The sequence below is a fragment of the Polynucleobacter victoriensis genome (assembly GCF_900187875.1).
Lineage (GTDB): Bacteria > Pseudomonadota > Gammaproteobacteria > Burkholderiales > Burkholderiaceae > Polynucleobacter > Polynucleobacter victoriensis.
Genome location: NZ_FYEX01000001.1, coordinates 734,484 through 756,788 on the forward strand (window position 1 = coordinate 734,484; position 22,305 = coordinate 756,788).

Sequence of the window (22,305 nt, forward strand, 5' to 3'; positions counted from 1 at the left end):
GGTTTTTTTATTTCATCAGCTCTCACTGATGAGGTGTAGCTTGTCGCTAATTACTTACGACCGCGACGTGCAGCTGGCTTCTTTGCAGCAGCGCGTGTAGCTGGCTTAACTGAAGCAGCAGCTGTTTTAGCTTGCTTAGCAAAACCTTGGATAGCTTCAACAGCTTGCTCAGCATTTTGCTCAGCAACTGCAGCAGCTTCTTTAGCAGCAGCTTGGAATTGCTCGAAACCCTGCAAAGCTGAACCTACAGAAGTTTTCAATGCGTTAACAAAAACGTCTGAACCAGCTGGTGCGTTAGCAGCAAATGTGTCAACCCAGTTTTGTACGCCTTCTTGGAACTGCTCTAATTGAGCTTCAGCAACTTCTGCCAACTCAACTTGACCTTCGCGAACAATCTTAGCAACAGCACGTTGATGAGCTGCTAATTTGTTACCTAAAGGTGCCAATGCATCGCTTTGTACGTATGAAACGAAAGCTTGTGGATCTTTAACTGTCAAAGCTTGCTCTAAACCGTCTTGAGCTTCTTCGATAACAGCTTTAGTAGCTGAGAAGTTGATGTCTGCTAATTGTTGAGCGCGCTCTAAAGCTTTTGTACTCAATGCAAATGCTGTGTTCAAGCTCTCGCCTTGGATTTCTGCAAATTTTGCTGTGATTTGATCTTGGTTCATGTTTACTCCAATGAGGTTGGTTAATATTTTTGCAGCGCACATATTGCACTGCACAAACTCTATTTTAGGGAATAAATATGACAATTCAAGGTCTTTTTGTTGCGCTGCATCAAAAAGTTGATATTTCTCACATTGTGAGATACTTACATTGAATTATATGGATTTTTTGGTGCCCCCTGACAGAATCGAACTGCCAATCCATGATTACAAGTCAAGTGTTATACCATTTAACTAAGGGGGCGATTGAGTAAAACCATCTGATTTAACTGGTTTTATTGGATCGCTTTATTACTTATTTATTACTTATTTGCTACTTATTAGGATATTCAAAACAATTTGCTTTGAACATCACCTAAGCCCAATATTCTAACTTATTTCACTAGCTTTAGGCTAGGTCTTCCTTTAGAAATTCCTATATTTTTATCTGCTGTTGGTTCAGGTGGCGTTGTTTTCTCAACTGGGAAAGACATTCCTTGACCGTTTTCTTTGGCATAAATCGCCATCACATGACTCATCGGAACATGAATATCTCTAGGCACACCAGCAAAGCGAGCTTTGAGCGTGATCCAATCGTTATCCATCGATAGATGTTGGCACGCGTCTGGACTGATATTTAAAACAATTTCATTATTGTTAACGTAGTCCATGGGAACATGAACTTGCTCAGTCACAAACACAGCAATGTATGGCGTAAAACCATGATCCACGCACCACTGGTGTAGCGCACGGATCAGGTAAGGTTTAGTACTTGGAACTTCGCTCATGAAATCCATTGAGCAGTGATAGCTAATTAGTTACCTAATTAGCGACGCATCACTTTCTCTGAAGGAGTCAACGCTTCAATATACGCAGGACGGCTAAAGATACGCTCTGCATATTTCATCAAAGGCGCAGCGTTGCGTGACAAATCAATACCGTAATGCTCTAAACGCCATAACAATGGAGCAATCGCCACATCTAGCATTGAGAAGTCATCACCCAACATGTACTTATTCTTGATGAAAATTGGTGCCAACTGAGTCAAGCGATCACGAATCGCTAAACGAGCTCTTTCGTGATTCTTCTCCGCAGCTTTACCTTTTTCATTTTCCAAAGTTGATACGTGTACAAATAGTTCTTTTTCAAAATTGAACAAGAACAAGCGAGCACGTGCGCGCGCAACAGGGTCAGGCGGCATCAACTGCGGATGTGGAAAACGCTCATCAATGTATTCATTGATGATGTTTGATTCATAAAGAATCAAATCACGTTCAACCAAGATAGGTACTTGGCCATACGGGTTCATCACAGAAATATCTTCTGGCTTATTAAAGAGATCCACATCACGGATCTCAAAGTCCATGCCCTTCTCAAACAAAACCAAACGGCAACGCTGAGAGAACGGGCAATTTGTGCCCGAATATAAAACCATCATAGGGTATATCTCCTAATTATTTTTAGTGGATGTCTTTCCAGTAAGACTTATTCAAGCCCCAAGCCAATACTGTAAATACTGCCAAGAACATCAATACCCAAACACCTAGACGTTTACGATCTAATTGTGCAGGCTCACCCATCCACTGGAGATAAGCAACCAAGTCACCCATTGCGTCATCAAACTGCTGAGAGTTCAACTTACCTGGTTTAACTTGTTCAAAGCCTTTAAATACATGCACTGTTTTCGTAGCATCATGCGGATCTTTTTCTTCAGCATATTTAGCTGTGCGAACACCTTGCAATTCCCACATCACGTGAGGCATACCAACGCTTGGAAAAGCCATGTTGTTCCAACCAGTTGCTTTTGTCTCATCTTTGTAGAAAGTGCGCAAATATGTGTAAAGGTAGTCTGTACCTTTAGCGCGAGCAATCACTGATAGATCAGGAGGCATTGCACCAAACCAAGCTTTTGCATCTTTTGGTGAAATCGCAACAGTCATCATGTCGCCAACCTTCTCACCGCTGAACAATAAGTTTTGCTTAATTTGCTCATCAGTTAAACCAATGTCGCGCAAACGGTTGTAACGCATGCTCACTGCACCATGGCAGTTCAAGCAGTAGTTAACAAATAGTTTTGCGCCATTTTGCAAAGCAGCTTCACTATTTACGCGCTTAGGTGCTGTATCTAATGGGTAGCTGCTGCTACTTGCTTGAACAGCATTCATGGTCAATGCGACTGCGAGACCACCTAGGATTTGCCATACGATTTTTTTCATTTTCATTTTCCTTATGGGTGCTCGCGATTAATGCGCAACAAAATTAACGCGACTTGGAACTGGTTTGAACTGACCCATCTTGCTCCACCATGGCATTGCCAAGAAGAAACCAAAATAAATCAATGTACCCAATTGAGACACCTTCTCACCGATTGGTGATGGTGGCTGAATACCCAAGTAACCCAAAATAACAAATGTCACTACAAATACACCGTAGATGTATTTTTGACCTTGTGGACGGTAGCGAATAGATTTAACAGGTGAGTTATCTAACCATGGCAAGAAGAAGAAAATCACCACAGAACCACCCATCACAATCACGCCCCAGAACTTCGCATCAAACAAGAAGAAACCTGCACCAAGTGCAACCAAGATACCAGCACAAATGCCTTGCAGTTTCTTGTCTGTTGTACCGCGAATCACTTTACCCAAAAGCACTGCAGCGAAAAGCCACATTGGGATCAAGAACTCAGAAGTTACGGCACGCAACATTGAATAGAACGGTGTGAAATACCAAACCGGCGCAATGTGCGGAGGAGTCTTCAAAGGATCTGCTGGGATGAAGTTGTTGTGCTCTAAGAAGTAACCGCCCATCTCAGGAGCAAAGAACACCACAAATGCAAACACCATCAAGAACACACCAACACCTAACAAGTCATGTACTGAGTAGTATGGGTGGAAAGGAATACCGTCAACAGGCACACCGTTTGCATCCAAGTTTTCTTTAATCTCAACGCCATCAGGGTTGTTAGAACCTACTTCATGCAATGCGATGATGTGAGCCGCTACCAAACCAATCAATACCAAAGGTACTGCAATCACGTGGAATGAGAAGAAGCGGTTCAAAGTTGCATCACCCACCACATAGTCACCACGAATCCACAATGAAAGATCTGGGCCAACCAATGGAATAGCTGCAAACAAGTTCACAATCACTTGAGCGCCCCAATATGACATTTGACCCCATGGCAATAAGTAGCCCATGAAAGCTTCAGCCATCAAGCACAAGAAGATTGCGCAACCAAAGATCCAAACTAGCTCACGTGGTTTGCGATATGAACCGTAGATCATGCCGCGGAACATGTGCAAGTAAACCACCACGAAGAACATTGAAGCGCCTGTTGAGTGCAAGTAACGCACTAACCAGCCCCAAGGTACTTCACGCATGATGTATTCAACAGATTGGAAAGCTTTTTCTGCGTCTGGCTTGTAGTGCATCACCAAGAAAATACCTGTGATGATCTGAATCGCCAAAACCAAAATTGCCAATGAACCAAAGAAATACCAGAAGTTAAAGTTCTTTGGTGCGTAGTACTTAGTTAAGTGACCTTCAATAGTCGCTGTTAATGGGAAACGTGAGTCTACCCATGCCATTAATTTTTGTCCGCGCGAAGCATTCGCTGGAACTTCTTTTTCATGAAATGCCATTGTTTACTCCTTACGCTTTCTTATCTTCACCGATTAACAACTTTGTGTCGCTCAAATACATGTGTGGCGGCACTTCCAAGTTATCTGGTGCAGGTTTGTTTTTAAATACACGACCAGCCAAGTCAAATGTTGAACCATGGCATGGGCACAAGAAACCGCCTGTCCAATTGTCTGGCAATGATGGTTGAGCACCTGTTTCAAACTTGGTAATTGGTGAACAACCCAAATGAGAACAGATACCAACAGCTACCAAGTACTCAGGCTTGATAGAACGATGTGAATTTTGAGCATAAGCAGGCGTCAAATCTTTTGGATTACGCTCAGACTTAGGATCGGCTAAATCGCCTTCGATTTTCTTGAGTGACTCAAGCATTTCTGGTGTACGACGCACAACCCATACAGGTTTACCGCGCCACTCAACTGTGCGTAGCTCTCCAGGTTGCATACCGCTGATGTCCATTTCCACTGGAGCACCGGCTGCTTTAGCTTTTTCTGATGGAGCAAATGTGCTCACTAGAGGTAGGGCCACTGCTGCTGTACCTACACCACCGGCAACTGATGTTGCGATGAGCCAATTACGACGGCTCTTATCCATGCATTGATCACTCATTACTGATTTTCCTATAGTAGGGCTATATTTTTGACGTCAACTGGAGATTATAGCGAAGGCGACCCCCCGATTTAAACCCCATAAGCCCAAAAAACATGCAAAAAATGGAAAAAAGTCGCCAACTTACAAAGGCTTACGAAAACCAGCCATTGGAAGAGATCTAGTTTTAGTCTTTGTAGTGGACGCTATCAGTTAGACGGGATTAGGCAAATCAATAAACTGATGCTTGATTCGGAAGGTTTTTTGTAAATGCTGGCCTAGCGCCTGGATACCATAGCGCTCTGTAGCATGGTGACCAGCAGCTATGTAAGCCACGCCCATTTCATTGGCAGCATGGAAAGTAGACTCAGATATTTCACCGCTGATGTAAGCGTCCACTTTCATCAAAGATGCCTCTTTAATGTAATTTTGTGCTCCACCTGTGCACCAAGCAATACGCTTAATGGGTTGATTTTGGTCCCCCACCACTAATGGATCACGCCCCAAACGACTGGCCAAACTTCTAGCTAACTGCCCTAAAGTTTTTTGGCTAGCTGCTGGCTTTCCTTCCCAAATGAGACCATCCATCACCCCCAAAGTAGCCAAGGGGGATCTTTTTGATGGTTTAGCCACTGTCCACCCCATCATGTTTGCTAATTGAGCGTTATTACCCAGTTGAGGATGAACATCTAACGGTAAGTGGTAGGCAAATAAATTAATGTCATGAGACATTAGTAACTTAAGGCGGTCATGTAGCTGGCCAACCACCCTACTATCATCACTTTTCCAAAACCAACCATGGTGGACCAAAATAGCATCCGCCTTTTCTCCTATGGCTCGTTCAATGAGCGCGAGGCTTGCCGTAACTCCTGTAATGATTTTCTTAATTTGAGGCTTACCCTCAACCTGTAAACCATTTGGGCAATAATCTTTGATTTTGGCTACCCCCAAGTAATCAAATAAATACTCCGATAAATCATCCCTAGAAATCACCCCATCATTAGATGATTGAGGCTTTTTTGATGTCTTCACTGTTTTTGTAGATGTCTTCATTTTTTAAATATTGATTAAGTAGCTGTTTTTTTAAATGTAATCCGTTAATCTAGCCATATGGTGAAACGACTCTGGTTACTCTTCGCGCAAATAGTCACAGCATTGTTGGCTATTCTATTCATTGTTGGCACATTTAAACCACATTGGTTAGATAGTAGCGGTTTTAATAATCTAGGTGGCGGGTTATTAAGCACGGTTACCGTGAAAGAATCCAACATTGACCCCAGCACTCCAAATCCTGGATCACATCATGAAGCAGTCAAACGTTCAATGCCAGCAGTGGTCAATGTTTTCACCAGTAAAAATATCGCCAAAGAGAAAAAAAGAAATAAATCTAACAATCAAAATGGTCCGCATCAAAACGATCCTTGGTTCAACTTCTTTTTCGGTGATCAAGCCCCGAATAGTGAAGACACAAATCCAAGCTTAGGTTCTGGTGTCATTGTTAGCTCCGAAGGTTTGGTGCTCACCAACCAACATGTGATTGAGGGCGCTGATCAGATTGAAGTTGCGCTTGCTGATGGCAGAAAAACACGCGCCACATTAATCGGTAGGGACCCAGATACTGATTTGGCAGTGTTAAAAATTAATGTCCCAAACTTACCTAATCCAATTACATTTGGAAAGATTGAATCTGTTCGAGTGGGTGATGTGGTGTTAGCGATCGGCAATCCATTTGGAGTTGGTCAAACAGTGACATCAGGCATTGTGTCTGCACTAGGCAGAGAACAATTAGGCATTAATACTTTTGAAAATTTTATTCAAACCGATGCAGCCATTAACCCTGGTAACTCAGGTGGTGCTTTAGTTGATACAAGAGGTCATTTAATTGGTATTAACACCGCCATCTACTCAAGAAGTGGCGGCTCAATGGGTATTGGTTTTGCGATCCCAGTGAGCACTGCTAAAGAGGTGATGGAATCAATCATTAAAAACGGCGGTGTGATTCGCGGTTGGATTGGCGTTGAACCACAAAACATCACCGCAGATGTCGCACAAACTCTAAACATTAAAACCGATGGCGTTTTAATCAACGGTGTCTTAAAGGGTGGTCCTGCAGACAAAGCAGGTATTCAGCCAGGTGATGTCCTAAAGAAAATTGACAATAAAAATGTTTCAAATATTACCGAGCTACTCAACAACATCTCCAAACTAGCGCCGGGCAGCAAAGCTAGTGCTTTAGTAAATAGAAAAGGTAAAGATATCGACCTTGAAATACAAATCGGCAAACGCCCTAAACCGAAGAGTGTTCGATGATCATGAAACATCAATCACAACAATTGTTGTGATTGATGTTTTGTTAAAAATTATTTATTGAGATAGCGATACAAGGTACTACGACTAATGCCAAGGGTTTTGGCAGCCAAACTAACGTTGCCGTTTGAGCGCTCTAAAACTTGCAATACTGTTTGCTTAGAAACATCTCTCAAACATGCTGACTCAATTGTCAGATCAGTGGATAAGTCGAGTGCAGATTTTTGCTGAGGTTCTTGAACAACAGCATTGATATTACCCTTGTATGCTTTGCTAAATTTAAGACGAAGACAAAGCTGTCTATCCATGAATGTTGGCAAAGTGATTGAATCATGACTAGGCTTACCAGCATGTGTGAACAAATCGCTCAAAGGACACTTAATCAATTGCTGAATCTTCACGGCGCCAATATCGAAACCTTTTAGACCCAAATACGATAAAGCCATTCGATCAGCGCCCAATATCAAACCATCTTCACCAATACCTAGTAGGCCCTCTGCAATAGATCCCAAACCTTCACGTGATGGATGAATATGCGCCACCAAGTAATATTCAGATTCGCGATGCTGAAATAACTGCTTCTCAATTGAATGTACCGCCGCCATCACCAAACCCATGGTGTGTGTGCAATGTACATTTTTATCATTTGATATATCTAATACACCCGATACAGATCCATCAGGCATAAAAATAGGAGCAGCCGCACAGCTTAAGAAACTATTCACATCAAAAAAATGTTCTGTGCCGTTTACAAACACTGCTGATGCTTCTGCTAATGCAGTGCCGATTGCGTTGGTGCCACGATCGCACTCTAACCATGATGCTCCGGTTTTTAGTAGAACGCGATCAGCCTTATCAACAAAGTCAGGGTCGCCCATTGATTTAATGATGGTGCCCTTATGATCAGCCAATAAAACAACTCCACCTAATCCAGCAATCAAACCATAGAGGTAGTTCATGGTTGGGCCAGCTAAACGAATGAAGTCTTCGTTTTTTTCAATTTTTGCTTGCAGTAATGAGCCTTCAATAATTTGGCTCAATCCCACGTTATGCTGCGCTGATAAACCTAGACTGATACAACGCTGCCATGAACGATAAATAGCAGACGACAAAAGATCCTTTTGCTCAGGCGTTGGTAAAACACCATTTTGGAGCCAACTTTTGCGGATATCTCGTATAGTCAGTTGTTTCATATACGACAATGATAAAACTTTTCATTCTGAAAAAACCACAAAAAACCCAATAAATATCGACTCCAAAACCCTTAGATAGCTACTTTGCGGGGTTGTCTATAGCAAAAAAGCCAGTTTTGAAAACTGGCTTTTTCAGATACTTCTAAATGTTAAAAACAATATTTATTTTGAACACTTGGAGCATGGTGACATTCTTTGGAGAATTCCATCTTTATCAATGAAGCGGTGTTTCAATGCCGCAACAATATGCAGAACAACAATTGCAATCATTATCTTTGTCAAAAAGACGTGCGTATCGCTAAATAACTCTTTCAAAACGGCATCTGGCTCAGCCATCCTTGGGAGCGGTGTTCCAAAAAACTTGATTGGGTATTTTGAATATATAGAACCCAAAACACCAGTTACCGGTACTAAAACCATCAATACGTAGAGCAAATGGTGAACGGCTTTAGATAGCTTGACCTGCCAAGCCACAATGCTTGCAGGAAGCTCTGGTGGGCGATGGGTAGCACGCCAATAAATACGAATAGCAATCAAGGCAATCAGCACTAGACCAATAGATTTATGCAGATTGAAGTATTCAGCACGTATACCTGGTGGTGACTTGGGCAATTCAACCATCCATAAACCTAAAGCTAACTCAGCAATGATGCATAGCCCAATTAACCAGTGAAGAATAATCGCTACTGTTGTGTATCGATGGTTACGCAAACTATCTGTCATACCGCTCCTCGTTCACCCATATTTGAATAGGTATTTAATTATTGAATCAACTAAACCGATTAAATCATAAAAAGTAGTGATGGTTATGAATCCTGCTAGCTATGAAATTAAATGTTGCAATGCAACCGAATTTATTGACCCCATTCAATTTGTGCACTGCCAACAAGATATTGGTAATTCAGGTATATTTTTGAGTTATACATATTTGATAGTTGTTAGTTATCAGTAATTAGACCCTTTAAAAAGGCGGACCGTGAAATTAAGCCAATTCATTTACTTCCCTGGATTCAAACGTCCTCCTACAGTAGCAACAGATACAACATTTAAAGCAGAACCGATTTTCTATTTGTGGGCAGCCTACGCAGGCCTTTTAATCTTTTCTTTTTATCTTTTGTATGTCAAAGGTGTTTGGGCATCACTATTAGCTGCAGACCCAACCTACCTAACAGCATTGATTATTGTGTTATTCATAGGCTCAACAATTTGGGTTGGCTTTAGAGCACATCATTTAGCTTGGCAGTACGAGCAAGTTTGCCGCTTTAGAAGATTGATTGCGGATCAATCTTCTAAAGACACTATCTTGCAAGAAGAAACTTCCTGGATCAAAGATTTATTTACTGGCTTAGTTAATAAGAAAACCGACTGGCGCAATAACTCTCAACTAGTGGCATTGTTTGGAGAAAAAGCTTCCTCTGCCCATGAAATGACTTGGTGGATCAACGGCGTGCTACTCAAACTAGGTTTGCTAGGTAAGGTGATTGGTTTTTCAATCATGGCTTTGCAATTAGGTTCTTTGGATAGCTTTGATGCTAGCCAAACATCAACGATTCTTAAAACGCTAACAGGTGGCTTAGGTATTGCACTACTTACCACCATGACTGGTTTAGCAGCCAATATGCTTTTAGGTTTGCAACTGATGCGTTTGGATCGATTTGCTGATTACTTAACCGCATACGCGATTGAAACTGTTGAACAAGATCTAGAAAGAAGCTTGGCTTAAGTTAATGGGCATTTCTAGAAAAACTCCTCGCGAGACTGAAACAGATCCGTTCTACGACATGTTGTTCAACATGTTGATAGCGTTTGTTTTTTGTTTTGTGATTGCGATCTTGGCGTTTAATCCAAAATCTGGCAAAAGTGGCGATATCCCTGCACATGCAGAATTTATTATTTCCGTTACTTGGCCAGATATGGATCCCAATGACTTAGATACTTGGGTACAAGATCCAGCTGGCAATGTAGTTTGGTTTAGAAATCGAGATGCTGGTCTTATGCATTTAGATCGTGACGATCGAGGTTTAGCCAATGACTCGATTGTGGTTAACAATAAGTTAGTTGTTAACCCACTTAATCAAGAAGTTGTCACCATCCGCGGATTTGCCGCAGGTGAATACACCGTCAATATTCATTATTACGACAGTAAAAATCAAAAGCCTGTTGAGGCGAGTGTATCTGTCGTGAAAGTTAATCCCCGTGCAGAGGTCATTTATTACGGCAACGTCACATTACCTAAAAAAGGTGATGAAAGAACAGCCGTGAGATTTACGCTCAATGGCACAGGTCAAGTATTGGGCACCAGCACGTTGCCAAAAACAATTGTTGAAAGGAACTCCAAATGAACGCCAACGTCATTCTGACTTTATCCATTGGTTTTGCAGTACTGGGATTTTTGTTACTTTGTATTTGCTTGTTTAGCCCCATTAACAAAAAAGTAAAGCTACTGCTCGTTATTTTTACAAGTGCTGCCTACTTCATTAGTTTTGATGCTTTGAAGATGACGCAAGGTTGGGCAACTGCTGACTCTATTCCACCTAAATTTGTTCTATTAGCAGCCGTGATTGAAGAACCTGTTAAAGACAAAACCAAAGGTGAAATTTTTGTTTGGTTACAAGAGTTGGTTGATAACAAACCACAGGGTGAGCCACGGGCATTTAGATTCCCATATGAAAAAGGTCTTCATAGCTTGTTTGAAGATGGCATGAAAAAAACTCGTAACGGCAATTCTCAAATTGGTAGCTTAGAGCCATTACGTGGGCCTAAGAGCAATAACTGGTTGAGATCTGGCGGTGATGAACCTCCTAAAGTGAAATTAGGCGATTTACCAGCTCCGCAACTTCCAGAAAAATAATCCCGAGTTGTATCTCTACATACGAACTCATGAGGCTACCTAATGATTAATACAATCCATCAACAATTACCAAAGCTGTTGCTATTGGCAACAGCAATATCTTTGCTCTCTTGCAGCAAATCAGAAATCGATTCTTCTGACTACTTCCCATTAAAACCTGGCAAGGCTTGGGTTTATGAAGTCGAAACAGAAATGAAAGATCCTGAGATACATCCAACCATTACTCTTTCAACTGACAGAAAAATCAATTTTGATGGTGAAACTACTTGGGTTCGTCGCAGTGCTGATGGTGTGGAGTACTACATCAGAAGAGATGACACTGGCATCTATCGTGTAGCGAGCCGTCTAGACAATCAAGAACAGGCTCAATTAGATCCAGCAAGAAGATATATTTTCAAAAACCCAATCCAAGTGGGAACCACTTGGGAGGCTCTAACAGTGCCCTACCTCGTTAGACACCCTAATGAATTCCCCTACCATCTCAAGAACTCACACAAAGCTATCATGACTTATCGTATTGAGGCGTTGAATCAAGAGGTTGAAGTGCCTTATGGCAAGTTCACAGACTGTATCCACGTACAAGGTACCGCCTCCATCAAGATCTTTACTGATCCAGTCAACGGCTTTAGTGATGTTCCATTAGTTAGCAATGAGTACTACTGTAAAGGTGTTGGCTTGGTTAAGTTTGACCGTGAAGAAACTGTTCCTGGCTACGCGATGACGGGTGGCAAGCTAAGCTATAACTTAATCAGCGTTAAGTAATCCAATACTGCAGGCCTTATCGACACTATCGACCTTATTAACTTTATCAAGCTTATTTTTGTACTGTCTGCAAAGAAATTGGTTTAGTCATAGAATAGTTTCAGAACATTTGCAGTAGTTAACTATTCTTATAAGAGGCAACGATGGTCACCGAATCAGTGATGGTTAGCTTGATGATTGCAGCATCTCGTTTATCTGGTTTGCCTGCCATTCCGGCTGATCAAATGGCAGCGGTTAAAAGCATCTCCCAAGAGGAGATTATCACCATGCAATGCCCCACCGAACCAGATGAATGTTCGGGCATGGTGGCCTTCTATGACATTCCTAAAAATACAATTTTTCTAAAAAATACTTTAGATCTGGACTCAACCAGAGACCTATCATTTCTTCTTCATGAAATGGTTCATGTACTGCAATACAAAAAATTTGGTGACACTATCTTCAGCGATTGTGACAATACAGTTAGATCAGAAAAACTGGCTTACGCGGTTCAAAACAAGTTTTTATTGAACAATGGTCTGTTTGATCGATTCGGTGACAGCTTGGCGTATATGACATGCTCTGACGTGCAAGATGCTAAACAAGGCAATATTAAGATTGAGCCGATTTTGGTCAAATAAATATCCCCAGCAAGTCACATAAAAATAATTTATAACTAGAGAACAATGCTGCAAAAAATTAACGCCTGGGCTAAACGGATTAAGCAACAAGTGACATTGCTGTGGACTGCGTATCAGCATCCTGAATGCCCAATTTATGTGAAATTATTGATTGGCCTGATTGTTCTTTATGCACTAAGCCCAATTGATTTGATACCGGACTTTATTCCAGTTCTAGGTTACCTAGATGAAATGATCCTATTGCCTATATTAATAGCTTTAGCTTTAAAGCTTATGCCTGATCACGTCATTGAATTGGCAGAGCAAGAGTTAGTAAACGAAGAAAACTTTAAAAAAGAAAAATCCCCGAAGCCAAAGTTATGGCTAGGGGGATTGCTAGTAGTCTCTATTTGGATACTAGGTATTACTTGGCTGGGCCACCTTTTAGCGCCCATACTGCCAAAGTTTTAAGATCGGCATCGTTGATTTGTGGGTGTGCAGGCATTGGAACTGGACCCCAAGAACCTTTACCACCAGCTTTAATCTTTGCAGCCATCTTATCTACAGCACCAGCATCGCCAGCGTATTTCTTAGCGATGTCTTGGAATGCAGGACCAACTAATTTCTTATCAGCAGCGTGACAAGCTGTACAACCGTTTTTAGTTGCCAATGCTTGATCAGCAAATGCTGGAGCAGATACCAACATAGCTACTGGTAATGCTAATTTGATTAATGTCTTCATTTAAAACTCCAATAAATAAATTGAAATGATCAAACAATTAAATTAATTTTGTAAAAAAACCACCCCGGAGGGTGGTTTGTTTTTCTTGTTTCCTTTGTGGGGAAATTAGAATGAGTGAACTACGCCCAAACCAATGTTGTTTGCTGATTTTGTGTTTGAACCTTTAGTTGATGCGTAGCCTTGGTAAATTGCACCAGCTGCATCTTTATTAAAGTTAGCTACTGTTCCGTATAAATAAGTGCGCTTTGACAAGTCATATTTAGCTTTCAAAGAAACAATTTTAGGGCTCTTATCTGTTGTAGCTTTGTCATCCTTCATATCTTCGTAGTTAACAGCAACTAAAGTTGCTGGAGTCAACTGATAACCAAGACCAATTTCATAGCCACGAGCATCAACTGTTTTACCAGCAGCCACGCCCTGTTCATATGTATGGTATTGCGCCGCTAACAAAACTTGACCAATAGTATATTTAGCACCTACTAGAGATTTCTTAGCAGCAGTACCACCAGATGCATCATTTGCAACTTCGTAACCAGCTGACAGACTCAATGAGCCTGCGTCATAGTTCAAAATACCTGCTGTTTGACTAGCTTTTGTCTTGTCGCCAGCTTGACCACCTACGGAACTTTGAACCTGCAATTTTAAACCGTTAAAACTTGGTGAAACATAAGCTACAGCATTGTTAACGAATGCGCCTGATGTTGATGAGTTTGTATTTGCAGCTGTACCGTATGCCAACAGACCATTAACAGCCAATGAGTTTGTATGTGTTGGGATTACGCCATTTACAAATGATTGCAAGAACATAATATCGATCTGGCGACCCAAATCTAACTTACCGTATGCGCCTGACAAACCAACTGTTGCATAACGACCAAATAGGCTAGTGCCTGATGAGTTTGTTGCATCACCAGCAGCACCAGTTTGGTTAGTCAAACTACCTTGTAGGTTGAAATTTGCCTTCAAACCACCGCCCAAATCTTCAGAGCCAGTGAAACCAATCATGCTTGGGAACCATTGACCACTTGTAGCCATAGTTGCATTTTTGCCACCAGTAGCATTGTTTGTTGTCAAGATACCGGCATCGATGAAACCGTAAACAGTAACATTGCTTTGTGCAAAAGCTGCACCAGACACTGTTGCCAATGCTGCAAGAGCTAATAAATGTTTTTTCATGTGTTTTTCTCTCTTTTTAAAAATGTAATGTGTTACTACATTATTAATGTTAATAATCTTTTAAATAAGACCCTAATGATTTCGCACTAGGGTCTTATATTTGTTGCTTATTTACAACAACTAACTAGGGTTAACCCTAATTAGTTGTTTTTACTTCTACTACTTAGCTAGTTTGAATGTCCAAACAGAGCCGCCTTGTTCTAAGAAAGAAACTTTCTTAGCAACGTCACCGCCCCACAATGGAACCGCACCACCCCAACCAGATACTACAGAAACATATTGCTCACCATCTTGTTCCCAAGTGATCGGAGGAGCTACGATGCCTGAACCAGTTTGGAATTTCCACAATTCTTTACCAGTCTTAGCGTCAGCTGCTTTCAAGTAGCCTTCTGGAGTACCCCAGAATACTAAGTTACCAGCTGTAGTCATAACACCACCCCATAGTGGAGCATTGTTAGGAATTTCCCAAGCAATCTTACCTGTCTTAGGATCAATAGCGCGTAATGCACCGATTGGACCGTCATTCAAAGTCTTGATTGTGAAACCAGCGCCTAAGTAAGCAGCACCTTTTTTGTAGCTAACTGGCTCGTTCCAGATCTCCATACCCCATTCGTTAGCAGGTACATAGAACATGCCTGTTTGTTGGCTGTAAGCCATAGGCATTTGGTTCTTACCACCTAGGAATGAAGGTACAGCAAATACTGACTTACCTTTTTTGCCATCAGCGCTCTTAGCAGGATCACCAGGACGGTTATCAGCTACGTAGTTAGGACGACCTGTCTTCAAGTCAATGCTTGTAGCCCAAGTAATCTTCTTAACGAATGGTGTAGCGTTTTCTAACTTACCTGATTTAGCATCAAGAACGTAGAAGAAACCGTTACGGTCAGCCTTAGCACCCATACGCTTACCGTTCATGTCGAATGTAACTAATTCGTTAACACCGTCAAAGTCCCAACCATCGTGTGGTGTTGTTTGATAGTGCCAAGCAATCTTACCTGTCTTAGGATCGATAGCTACTGTTGAGCATGAGAATAGGTTGTCGCCTGGACGAACAGCACTGTTCCATGGGCCTGGGTTACCTGTACCAAAGTACACTAAACCAGTCTTAGCGTCGTATGAACCGCCCAACCATGTAGCTGCGCCACCTGATTTCCACATTTCGCCTGGCCATGTTGCACCAGTTGTGCCTGATACGCCATTTTCAATTGCTTTACCAGCTGCGTCATATTTGTAACCCATATGACCTTCAACTGTAGGACGTGACCAAACCATCTTACCTGTCTTAGCATCACGCGCTTCAACGCGACCGATAATACCGAACTCACCACCAGACACACCAGTGATTACCAAGCCGTTAACGATCAATGGAGCTGCTGACATTGAGTAGCCAGCTTTGAAGTCGTCAACTGTTTCTTTCCAAACTACCTTACCTGTATTTTGGTCAAGAGCAACGATTTGCGCATCCAATGTACCGAAAATAACTAGGTTGTCATATAAAGCTGCGCCGCGGTTAATAACGTCACAGCAAGGCATGATGCCGTCTGGTAGACGGTGCTCATACTTCCATAATTTTTGACCTGTCTTTGAGTCAACAGCGAAGATACGTGAGTAAGAAGCTGTCACGAACATCTTGCCATTGTGAATCAATGGCTGAGATTCTTGACCACGTTGCTTTTCACCACCGAATGACATAGACCAAGCTGGAACCAACTTGTTAACGTTCTTGTCATTGATTTTGTTTAGAGTAGAGAAACGCTGACCGTCACGTGTCATACCCCAGTTCAAAACACTCTTAGTGTCTTTGCCTTCCAACATTGCATCAGTCACAGTTGCATTAGCTGCACCTGAACCGATAGCTGCTAGCACCAATACTGATAATAGCGATTTACGCATTTTTTTCTCTCCTAAGTAAAGAAATCCCAGTCATGAAAATCATGACTTGAAGCGATTGTGAGGAATTTTTCCCAAAATAACTAGTTGAACAAACTAAGTGCTTTCCCTAGTCTTTTAGTTATTTTTTGAATATTTCTTTTTCGTAACTTGGGTAGAGGTGCGTAACGTTGCGTAGATACTCAGGCTTCAATGCCGCGAAACCCCTGAATTTATAAGGGATTGGCAGGCGCAATACCTCACTGATATCCATTCCTTGCAGCGCAGCATTTTTGAAACTTTGATCAAGCCAAGTGAGGTACTCTTTGGTCTGTTCGATACCTTCTAAGCCCTTGTTGTAAGGACCATGACTAGGCACTAGAGCCTTGATTTGCTTAGATGTGTTCCATTTTGAGACAGTCTCTAAACTCTTAAACCATTCTGAAATATTTGCGTGAGGTGTGGTGGGCACACGATCTGCAAATACAAGACCGCCAACAAATACAACGCCAGTTGTTTTATCCCATAAAACAAGATCAGCAGCAGTATGGCCATTGAACTGAATTAACTCCAACTGATGATTGGCATCAGAGATATTCATAGGGCCCGGTTGAATAACCTGTGTAGCAGGCTTTGACTCAGTTGCAGTCATCCAATCACCACAAATGCGGTACAAGTTATCTGTGTACGATGCCCCCTCTTCCTTCATACCTTGAATCGATGCAGGCAATGCAGCAATAGGTACATCAGCATAAGCTTGGTTACCTAAGAAATAATCTGGGTGCAAGTTGAGGTTTAAAACTAATTTAATTTTTTTATTAGTTACTTTTGCAATCGCTTGACGTTGCTGCTCACCATACAACTTCGATACACCTGTATTGATAACAACAACACCCTCATTGGTCACAATGAAACCCGTATTAATGATGTTGCAACCATTAGATTTAGAAAAGTCATCATTAACACCCTCAAATACATAGGTGTCTTTTGCTATTTGCTTTGCATCTAATTTGTAATCTAAGTTGGCTGCAAAAGATAACTGTATAAAAGCGAATGTGTAAAAAACTGCCAGCGCAGTTTTAATTATTTTTGTAGATGTTTTGTTACGTTGCATAACCAACCAATCAATATCTGTATTTGTAATAAGCCGAACTCAGTGTCAAATTTGTAATTATCTAATTAGCGAACTGCTGAGTTCAGCTTATTACCGTTGTTGTCTCTGCCTACCAAACGTAAACGCTCAACCGGAGCATTGCTTGGCAGATCAAATGAAAACAAAGGGTTTTCTGAGACAGGCTCAAATGTTTGCAAGCGCATCCAAGTTTTATCTTGCCCATCTAATAAGACCAAGTCTTCTAAGTGGAAAGCTGGTACGCCAGCAACTAAGCCTGTATCCATTGGATGCATCACACGTGTACGCAAACGAATGTTGTCACCATTCTTGCTCATGAAATAACGTGTGCTCACTTCATTTAATGTTTTTGACCAAGAGCCATCATTACGGCTGGCGCCGTTAACCGTACAGCCACCACCTGATGCCTCTACCCATGTGTGACCCACATGCCAAACTTTATCTTTTGTTTGTACTGCCACACGAACTGGCGAAGATTGCTCTAACTTAAATCGAAACGACAAAATTGCTTTAACTTTATTTGGCTCAAATACCAATACTTTTTTAATTGGATTGCGATCAACTAAAACAACAATTTGCTCGATGCCGCCACCAACTTTTTCTAATTTGGTGGCGTCAAATTGCACAGGCACGTTCATCGCATCTTCAGCAAAATCAGGGCCAGTAACAATGATGCGTTTATCAAACTCAACCTTGCCACCTTTTAAGTAGTCTTTTTTGAGTTGGGGCCAAGCCAAAGACTCGTACTTATCCCCATCAGATAGCTTTGCTAAATCGGATGCTGCTAGAGCAACATGCGATGCGCCTGTTCCAACTACCAAAACAGTTATTAAATGTTTTACAAACTTAATCAAAGTAAACCTCTTATCTTGAGCACACAACTATTGGCACTATATTAGTGCGAATTACGCCAACTGTCTTGCTCAGTGACAAGCAATCTTTAGTTCAGCACTTAATTAGTTAGCGACTTTTATTAAGTATTTGATACGCAAATATATAAAAATCAACTTGTTAGCAGCCAGGATAGCCATGATCTAAAAGGAGTAAGCCCAACCAAATGCAAACTCGTTCATCTCACGACGCTCGTGATCCCACTTAAGCTTTAGTTTGTTCTTTTTATCTAAGCGGTATTCAAATGCAGTTCTGTAGGTTCTTGAAATAGTAGTTTCAGATTCGCTAGGCACACTGTGGATATAACGATAAGCCAGTTTCATCGTCCAGTCAGGTGATAACTTAAAAGCAACTCCAGGCATCAAGTTGTAGTAGTTGTAGGCTTTATCTAACTCACTATTACGCCCAAATGCCAATCTAAAGAATGGCATCTCCCAAGAACGCTTTATGCCAAATTCTGTTTTCTGATCCCACTTAGCGTAACCAACAGGTTTAGCCACCCTTTGAAATACATCCACTTCCCAATCCTCAGAGACATCCGTCTCTAACTGAAACTCATAACGCATTGAATTAGGATTACCGTTTAAACCATACCCTGGCCCCACCTCAATCTCCATAGAGGTTTCAGCTAAGGCAGAAGCACAAAGAAATAACCCAGCATAAAAAGAGAAAAATAGTTTGTTCACAAAAGCTCAAATTGGGAATTTTTCCTGATTATGAACTTTTTAGACAAGCAGATTGATAAATAGATTTTTCAAAAAGAATAAGGGCCGCGATGCGGCCCTTAAAGATTACTAATGATTAATAACCTTAAGTAATCAAATAGTCATTACTTCCACTCGTAACGTACGCCACCGAATACTGCTCTTGGTGCGCCTGGGGCGTAGAAGACTGAACCTTTAACTTGATCTGCATCTGTTGCAATTTGCCCATTCTCGACCATGTTGTAACCCAGGCTTGCATATGATGCATATTTTTTGTCGAATACATTATTGACACGAGCAAAGAAATTTAAGCCTTTGACATACTCATAATTGGCATTCAGGTTCAGGATGCTATAGCCTGCTAGCTTGTTTTTGCCAATAGCCTGATTATTGTCTGCCGTTGTATTTTTCGTTTCATTACCAGCAACAACTTGACTACCGTATAACTGAATATCACCACCAATACGAACTTGAGAAGTAACTCGGTACATAGCTGCAAACTTAAAAAAATGTTCAGGTAAGCCAGCAATACGAGTGCCAGGCGTGACATTGATATTACCCTCAAGCGATGGCAACTCCAAGTTTGATTTATAGCGAGCCTTCAAATATGTATAAGAAGCCCCGAGTTCCCAACGAGATTCACGATGACGTGCTGTCAACTCAATACCATCACGCTGTGTATTACCAATATTTTGGAAGATGCCTTGATTGCCAACTGTATTATTTGGCGCACGCACAAACATTACATCATCCTTGTTAAGGTTACTAAAAGCAGCAATCGTCACTCTAGTTTTCTCTGTGGGGAATAATCTCAAACCTATTTCTGCTGTTTGAGAAATAATTGGTTTCAAATATGGGTCATCTTGCAACCCAGTAGGCACCCTGCACGGATAGTCAGGATTTGAACAGCCCAACTCAAATGCGGTTGGAACACGCATGCCTTGTGACCAGTTCCCAAACACTGTAATTTTTTTACTCAAGATTTGCGAAAAGCCAAATGAAGGATTGAGCTTTTTGTAAGTAAATGATTCTGCCGTCGCATGATCATCTCCAGCTTCATCCCAACTGACTAAATCATTTTTTACTTTTGCATAGTCATAACGCAAAGCACCCATTAGCAAAGTACCTGGTACAGGCGTGAATACATCCCCAATGAATAATGCGTATTGATTATTTTTACCTTTATGATCTGCTTGATTTTGAAAAGCCCCTTCGATGATTGCAACTCTAGAATTATCAAATTGAGCATCCGCCGTCCATTGCTGATAGCGGGTTATTGATTGCTGAACTGTTAAACCAGTTAGAAGCTTATGTGCTCCTAACTGCTTATCCCATTGAAATGTAATGCCATAAGTTTCTTGTTTGCTGGCATTTTTGTTGATGACAGCATTTTCAGGTTCAGTACCGGCAACCCCAGCGGAGCCGCCACTTGCAGCAGTACCACCGAATTTAGTTACACATGTTGAATCATATAAACTTAAGTTTTCGGTACATTCCAAATATTCTCGATAAGCCTCGTTCACGTCACCATTGTTGCCTTTACGCTTTGCATGACGATACCAAGTTGTGAGGCTGAGTTTTTCTTCATTGCTTAGTTTGTGTGTTCCAGCAAAGCTAACTTGTTGTGATTTGTTTTCTGTGATGTCGTAGAAAGTGTAGCCTTGACGATAGTTAGTTGTGTACATATCGCGGGGGACTAAGCCGTTACCTTTTAGATCACTAGCGCCCCCCATTACTGAGACGTTCCAACTTGTTTTTTCTGTGTCACGACCAAACTTAATAAAAGCATTCGTCAACTTGCTGTCTGACTTCTCTCTCCAGCCATCTTCTCTAAATGTTGTAGCCGCTGCATAGGCGTGGTAACCATTGCCAAGGTTTCTGCCTACGCCCACATCAGCTCTTTGCCTACCAAAACTACCCGCTGTTAATTCAACTTCATTGCCCTCGTGCGTTAGACCATTTTTTGTGGTCATCACTAGAGCACCAGATAAAGTGTTCATACCGTACATAGGGTTTGAACTAGGAATCATCGTGATTGTTGAAATAGCTGACTCCGGCAACATATCCCAACTAATCACGTCACCAAAGGCTTCGTTAATACGTACACCATCCAAGTAAGCTGAAATACCTTGCGCAGAGCCCAATACTGATGACAAGCGCTGACCACGATAGTTAAGGTCTAGCTGGAATGGATTGCCTTGAATCTCATTCAATGTAACGCTAGTAGCACTTCTGCCTAGCAATTCTGAGAATGAGCTAGATTTTTGTGACTCAATATCGTTTTCTCTTAGAACTTGAATGTTGCCTGGATATTGATTTAAAGGAATATTAAAACTTGCCACCGGAGATACACCAACCACCTCAACAGTTGGCAACGTACCAACAACATCATCTGCATGAGCTGTTGTCATGATGAGTTGAGCGCTAGCCAATGCAATTGGAGTTAATAAACAGGCTATTTTTTTATTTTTTTTTAAGGTTTGCATGATTCTTCTAAATGTGACAAATTTAATAAGCTTGAACGATAATTCTTGAATAGATACAAAGAAATAGGAAAAGTTCCCAAAATGTCCTTGCTAGTGGTAATTACTGATGATCACCCCGTGGTTCGCTCTGGATACAAGCGCCTACTGTCGCTAGAAAGCGACATTGAGGTTATTACCGAGTTTGATAACGGCGAGGACACCTATAACTGGTTTCAGGATCATGCGGCTGATGTTTTGATTATGGACATCTCAATGCCTGGCGTCGGTGGGCTTGAGACTCTAAAGCGCTTACGCGCCAAAAAAATTAATACAAAAATTATTATGTTGTCGATGCACGACAACCCAACATTGATTCAACAAGCTCTGGATTTTGGCGCTAATGGTTTTTTAAGTAAAAGTAGCGAGCCAGATGAACTAATCAACGCCATCAGCTATGTAATGAATGATGAAGTTGTTATCAGCAAAGATTTACAAGGATTACTTGGAGCAAATGATGGCGCCCTACATGAGCAATTGAGCGCGAGAGAATTCGGCATTCTTCTGAAGTTAGCTGAGGGTGTCAGTGCCAAGGACATTGCAGCTCAGTTTCATTTGAGCCCCAAAACTATTTACAACTATCAAACTCAAATTTATAAAAAACTAGCTATTGAGAATGGTGCACAACTGACCCAGTACGCCATACAAAACAAGCTACTGAAGAGTAATTAAATTAATTC

At 41.4% G+C, this 22,305-nt stretch carries 23 protein-coding genes, 1 tRNA gene and 1 pseudogene; 8 read left to right on the forward strand and 17 right to left on the reverse strand.

Features of this window, described 5'->3' with window-relative positions:
- Window positions 1–50: 50 nt before the first annotated feature.
- The 8 genes and pseudogenes from CFR83_RS03775 to CFR83_RS03810 all read right to left on the reverse strand — a co-directional run bounded on the left by CFR83_RS03775 (window position 51) and on the right by CFR83_RS03810 (window position 5,867).
- On the reverse strand, window positions 51–668 hold the full coding sequence (locus CFR83_RS03775) for a phasin family protein (protein WP_165765048.1): 618 nt from the start codon (window positions 666–668) through the stop codon (window positions 51–53).
- Window positions 669–835: 167 nt separating this feature from the next.
- A tRNA-Thr gene (locus tag CFR83_RS03780) sits at window positions 836–909 on the reverse strand.
- Window positions 910–1,093: 184 nt separating this feature from the next.
- Window positions 1,094–1,432, reverse strand: a pseudogene (locus CFR83_RS03785) (ClpXP protease specificity-enhancing factor); the annotation flags it as partial.
- 38 nt (window positions 1,433–1,470) lie between these two features.
- Complete coding sequence (locus CFR83_RS03790) at window positions 1,471–2,082, reverse strand: glutathione S-transferase N-terminal domain-containing protein (protein ID WP_088812637.1); 612 nt, start codon at window positions 2,080–2,082, stop codon at window positions 1,471–1,473.
- A 22-nt stretch (window positions 2,083–2,104) separates the two neighbouring features.
- Entirely contained in the window at window positions 2,105–2,860 is a 756-nt protein-coding gene (locus CFR83_RS03795; protein ID WP_088812638.1) for a cytochrome c1, read from the reverse strand.
- Between the two features lie 27 nt (window positions 2,861–2,887).
- Window positions 2,888–4,288, reverse strand: a complete 1,401-nt coding sequence (locus tag CFR83_RS03800) for a cytochrome b (RefSeq protein ID WP_088812639.1) — start codon at window positions 4,286–4,288, stop codon at window positions 2,888–2,890.
- A gap of 10 nt (window positions 4,289–4,298) precedes the next feature.
- Window positions 4,299–4,898, reverse strand: coding sequence for a ubiquinol-cytochrome c reductase iron-sulfur subunit (gene petA / locus CFR83_RS03805; protein ID WP_088812640.1), 600 nt, complete (start codon window positions 4,896–4,898; stop codon window positions 4,299–4,301).
- Between the two features lie 192 nt (window positions 4,899–5,090).
- Entirely contained in the window at window positions 5,091–5,867 is a 777-nt protein-coding gene (locus CFR83_RS03810) for a Nif3-like dinuclear metal center hexameric protein (protein ID WP_088813192.1), read from the reverse strand.
- A 120-nt stretch (window positions 5,868–5,987) separates the two neighbouring features.
- Between CFR83_RS03810 and CFR83_RS03815 the strand changes: the two genes are divergently transcribed.
- Complete coding sequence (locus CFR83_RS03815) at window positions 5,988–7,187, forward strand: S1C family serine protease (RefSeq protein ID WP_088812641.1); 1,200 nt, start codon at window positions 5,988–5,990, stop codon at window positions 7,185–7,187.
- Window positions 7,188–7,237: 50 nt separating this feature from the next.
- On the opposite strand, the gene CFR83_RS03820 is transcribed toward CFR83_RS03815, so the two are convergent.
- A complete protein-coding gene (locus tag CFR83_RS03820; RefSeq protein ID WP_088812642.1) occupies window positions 7,238–8,377 on the reverse strand; it encodes a sigma-54-dependent Fis family transcriptional regulator in 1,140 nt (379 codons plus the stop codon).
- A 162-nt stretch (window positions 8,378–8,539) separates the two neighbouring features.
- Entirely contained in the window at window positions 8,540–9,100 is a 561-nt protein-coding gene (locus CFR83_RS03825) for a cytochrome b (protein WP_088812643.1), read from the reverse strand.
- A gap of 253 nt (window positions 9,101–9,353) precedes the next feature.
- On the opposite strand from CFR83_RS03825, the gene CFR83_RS03830 reads away from it, so the two are divergent.
- The 6 genes from CFR83_RS03830 to CFR83_RS03855 all read left to right on the forward strand — a co-directional run bounded on the left by CFR83_RS03830 (window position 9,354) and on the right by CFR83_RS03855 (window position 13,060).
- Window positions 9,354–10,100 carry a hypothetical protein gene (locus CFR83_RS03830; RefSeq protein WP_243383340.1) on the forward strand — a complete coding sequence of 249 codons (747 nt, stop codon included), beginning with the start codon at window positions 9,354–9,356 and terminating at the stop codon, window positions 10,098–10,100.
- Window positions 10,101–10,104: 4 nt separating this feature from the next.
- Window positions 10,105–10,719 (forward strand): hypothetical protein, encoded by a 615-nt coding sequence (locus CFR83_RS03835; RefSeq protein WP_088812644.1) that lies wholly within the window; start codon window positions 10,105–10,107, stop codon window positions 10,717–10,719.
- Window positions 10,716–11,228, forward strand: a complete 513-nt coding sequence (locus CFR83_RS03840) for a hypothetical protein (RefSeq protein WP_088812645.1) — start codon at window positions 10,716–10,718, stop codon at window positions 11,226–11,228. The genes CFR83_RS03835 and CFR83_RS03840 overlap by 4 nt, the downstream gene beginning before the upstream one ends.
- Window positions 11,229–11,270: 42 nt before the next feature.
- Window positions 11,271–11,990 carry a hypothetical protein gene (locus CFR83_RS03845; RefSeq protein ID WP_088812646.1) on the forward strand — a complete coding sequence of 240 codons (720 nt, stop codon included), beginning with the start codon at window positions 11,271–11,273 and terminating at the stop codon, window positions 11,988–11,990.
- A 143-nt stretch (window positions 11,991–12,133) separates the two neighbouring features.
- Entirely contained in the window at window positions 12,134–12,610 is a 477-nt protein-coding gene (locus CFR83_RS03850; protein WP_088812647.1) for a hypothetical protein, read from the forward strand.
- A gap of 45 nt (window positions 12,611–12,655) precedes the next feature.
- Window positions 12,656–13,060, forward strand: coding sequence for a YkvA family protein (locus tag CFR83_RS03855; protein ID WP_088812648.1), 405 nt, complete (start codon window positions 12,656–12,658; stop codon window positions 13,058–13,060).
- Here CFR83_RS03855 and CFR83_RS03860 read toward each other — a convergent pair.
- The 7 genes from CFR83_RS03860 to CFR83_RS03890 all read right to left on the reverse strand — a co-directional run bounded on the left by CFR83_RS03860 (window position 13,014) and on the right by CFR83_RS03890 (window position 21,589).
- Window positions 13,014–13,331: a c-type cytochrome gene (locus CFR83_RS03860; protein WP_088812649.1), complete on the reverse strand. Its 318-nt coding sequence runs from the start codon at window positions 13,329–13,331 to the stop codon at window positions 13,014–13,016. The genes CFR83_RS03855 and CFR83_RS03860 overlap by 47 nt on opposite strands.
- Window positions 13,332–13,436: 105 nt before the next feature.
- Window positions 13,437–14,507, reverse strand: coding sequence for a porin (locus CFR83_RS03865; RefSeq protein ID WP_088812650.1), 1,071 nt, complete (start codon window positions 14,505–14,507; stop codon window positions 13,437–13,439).
- Between the two features lie 159 nt (window positions 14,508–14,666).
- Complete coding sequence (locus CFR83_RS03870) at window positions 14,667–16,400, reverse strand: PQQ-dependent methanol/ethanol family dehydrogenase (RefSeq protein WP_088812651.1); 1,734 nt, start codon at window positions 16,398–16,400, stop codon at window positions 14,667–14,669.
- 118 nt (window positions 16,401–16,518) lie between these two features.
- Entirely contained in the window at window positions 16,519–17,490 is a 972-nt protein-coding gene (locus CFR83_RS03875) for a quinoprotein relay system zinc metallohydrolase 1 (RefSeq protein WP_088812652.1), read from the reverse strand.
- Window positions 17,491–17,555: 65 nt separating this feature from the next.
- The gene (locus tag CFR83_RS03880) at window positions 17,556–18,362 is read right to left on the reverse strand and encodes a quinoprotein dehydrogenase-associated SoxYZ-like carrier (RefSeq protein WP_243383341.1); all 807 of its coding nucleotides are present in this window, start codon (window positions 18,360–18,362) and stop codon (window positions 17,556–17,558) included.
- 180 nt (window positions 18,363–18,542) lie between these two features.
- The gene (locus CFR83_RS03885; protein ID WP_088812653.1) at window positions 18,543–19,085 is read right to left on the reverse strand and encodes a hypothetical protein; all 543 of its coding nucleotides are present in this window, start codon (window positions 19,083–19,085) and stop codon (window positions 18,543–18,545) included.
- 143 nt (window positions 19,086–19,228) lie between these two features.
- Window positions 19,229–21,589: a TonB-dependent receptor gene (locus CFR83_RS03890; protein WP_088812654.1), complete on the reverse strand. Its 2,361-nt coding sequence runs from the start codon at window positions 21,587–21,589 to the stop codon at window positions 19,229–19,231.
- Window positions 21,590–21,670: 81 nt separating this feature from the next.
- Here CFR83_RS03890 and CFR83_RS03895 point away from each other — a divergent pair, with 81 nt between their 5' ends.
- A complete protein-coding gene (locus CFR83_RS03895) occupies window positions 21,671–22,297 on the forward strand; it encodes a response regulator transcription factor (protein ID WP_088812655.1) in 627 nt (208 codons plus the stop codon).
- The last annotated feature ends 8 nt before the right edge of the window (window positions 22,298–22,305 follow it).

Excerpts from the sequence above, each read along its gene's own strand:
- CFR83_RS03845 (WP_088812646.1), top strand. The coding sequence starts at position 11,271 with ATGATTAATACAATCCATCAACAATTACCAAAGCTGTTGCTATTGGCA.
- CFR83_RS03820 (WP_088812642.1), bottom strand. The coding sequence starts at position 8,377 with ATGAAACAACTGACTATACGAGATATCCGCAAAAGTTGGCTCCAAAAT.
- CFR83_RS03800 (WP_088812639.1), bottom strand. The coding sequence starts at position 4,288 with ATGGCATTTCATGAAAAAGAAGTTCCAGCGAATGCTTCGCGCGGACAA.
- CFR83_RS03775 (WP_165765048.1), bottom strand. The coding sequence starts at position 668 with ATGAACCAAGATCAAATCACAGCAAAATTTGCAGAAATCCAAGGCGAG.
- CFR83_RS03850 (WP_088812647.1), top strand. The coding sequence starts at position 12,134 with ATGGTCACCGAATCAGTGATGGTTAGCTTGATGATTGCAGCATCTCGT.
- CFR83_RS03825 (WP_088812643.1), bottom strand. The coding sequence starts at position 9,100 with ATGACAGATAGTTTGCGTAACCATCGATACACAACAGTAGCGATTATT.
- CFR83_RS03895 (WP_088812655.1), top strand. The coding sequence starts at position 21,671 with ATGTCCTTGCTAGTGGTAATTACTGATGATCACCCCGTGGTTCGCTCT.
- CFR83_RS03890 (WP_088812654.1), bottom strand. The coding sequence starts at position 21,589 with ATGCAAACCTTAAAAAAAAATAAAAAAATAGCCTGTTTATTAACTCCA.
- CFR83_RS03840 (WP_088812645.1), top strand. The coding sequence starts at position 10,716 with ATGAACGCCAACGTCATTCTGACTTTATCCATTGGTTTTGCAGTACTG.
- CFR83_RS03815 (WP_088812641.1), top strand. The coding sequence starts at position 5,988 with ATGGTGAAACGACTCTGGTTACTCTTCGCGCAAATAGTCACAGCATTG.
- CFR83_RS03795 (WP_088812638.1), bottom strand. The coding sequence starts at position 2,860 with ATGAAAAAAATCGTATGGCAAATCCTAGGTGGTCTCGCAGTCGCATTG.
- CFR83_RS03835 (WP_088812644.1), top strand. The coding sequence starts at position 10,105 with ATGGGCATTTCTAGAAAAACTCCTCGCGAGACTGAAACAGATCCGTTC.
- petA (WP_088812640.1), bottom strand. The coding sequence starts at position 4,898 with ATGAGTGATCAATGCATGGATAAGAGCCGTCGTAATTGGCTCATCGCA.
- CFR83_RS03870 (WP_088812651.1), bottom strand. The coding sequence starts at position 16,400 with ATGCGTAAATCGCTATTATCAGTATTGGTGCTAGCAGCTATCGGTTCA.
- CFR83_RS03855 (WP_088812648.1), top strand. The coding sequence starts at position 12,656 with ATGCTGCAAAAAATTAACGCCTGGGCTAAACGGATTAAGCAACAAGTG.
- CFR83_RS03790 (WP_088812637.1), bottom strand. The coding sequence starts at position 2,082 with ATGATGGTTTTATATTCGGGCACAAATTGCCCGTTCTCTCAGCGTTGC.
- CFR83_RS03865 (WP_088812650.1), bottom strand. The coding sequence starts at position 14,507 with ATGAAAAAACATTTATTAGCTCTTGCAGCATTGGCAACAGTGTCTGGT.
- CFR83_RS03860 (WP_088812649.1), bottom strand. The coding sequence starts at position 13,331 with ATGAAGACATTAATCAAATTAGCATTACCAGTAGCTATGTTGGTATCT.
- CFR83_RS03875 (WP_088812652.1), bottom strand. The coding sequence starts at position 17,490 with ATGCAACGTAACAAAACATCTACAAAAATAATTAAAACTGCGCTGGCA.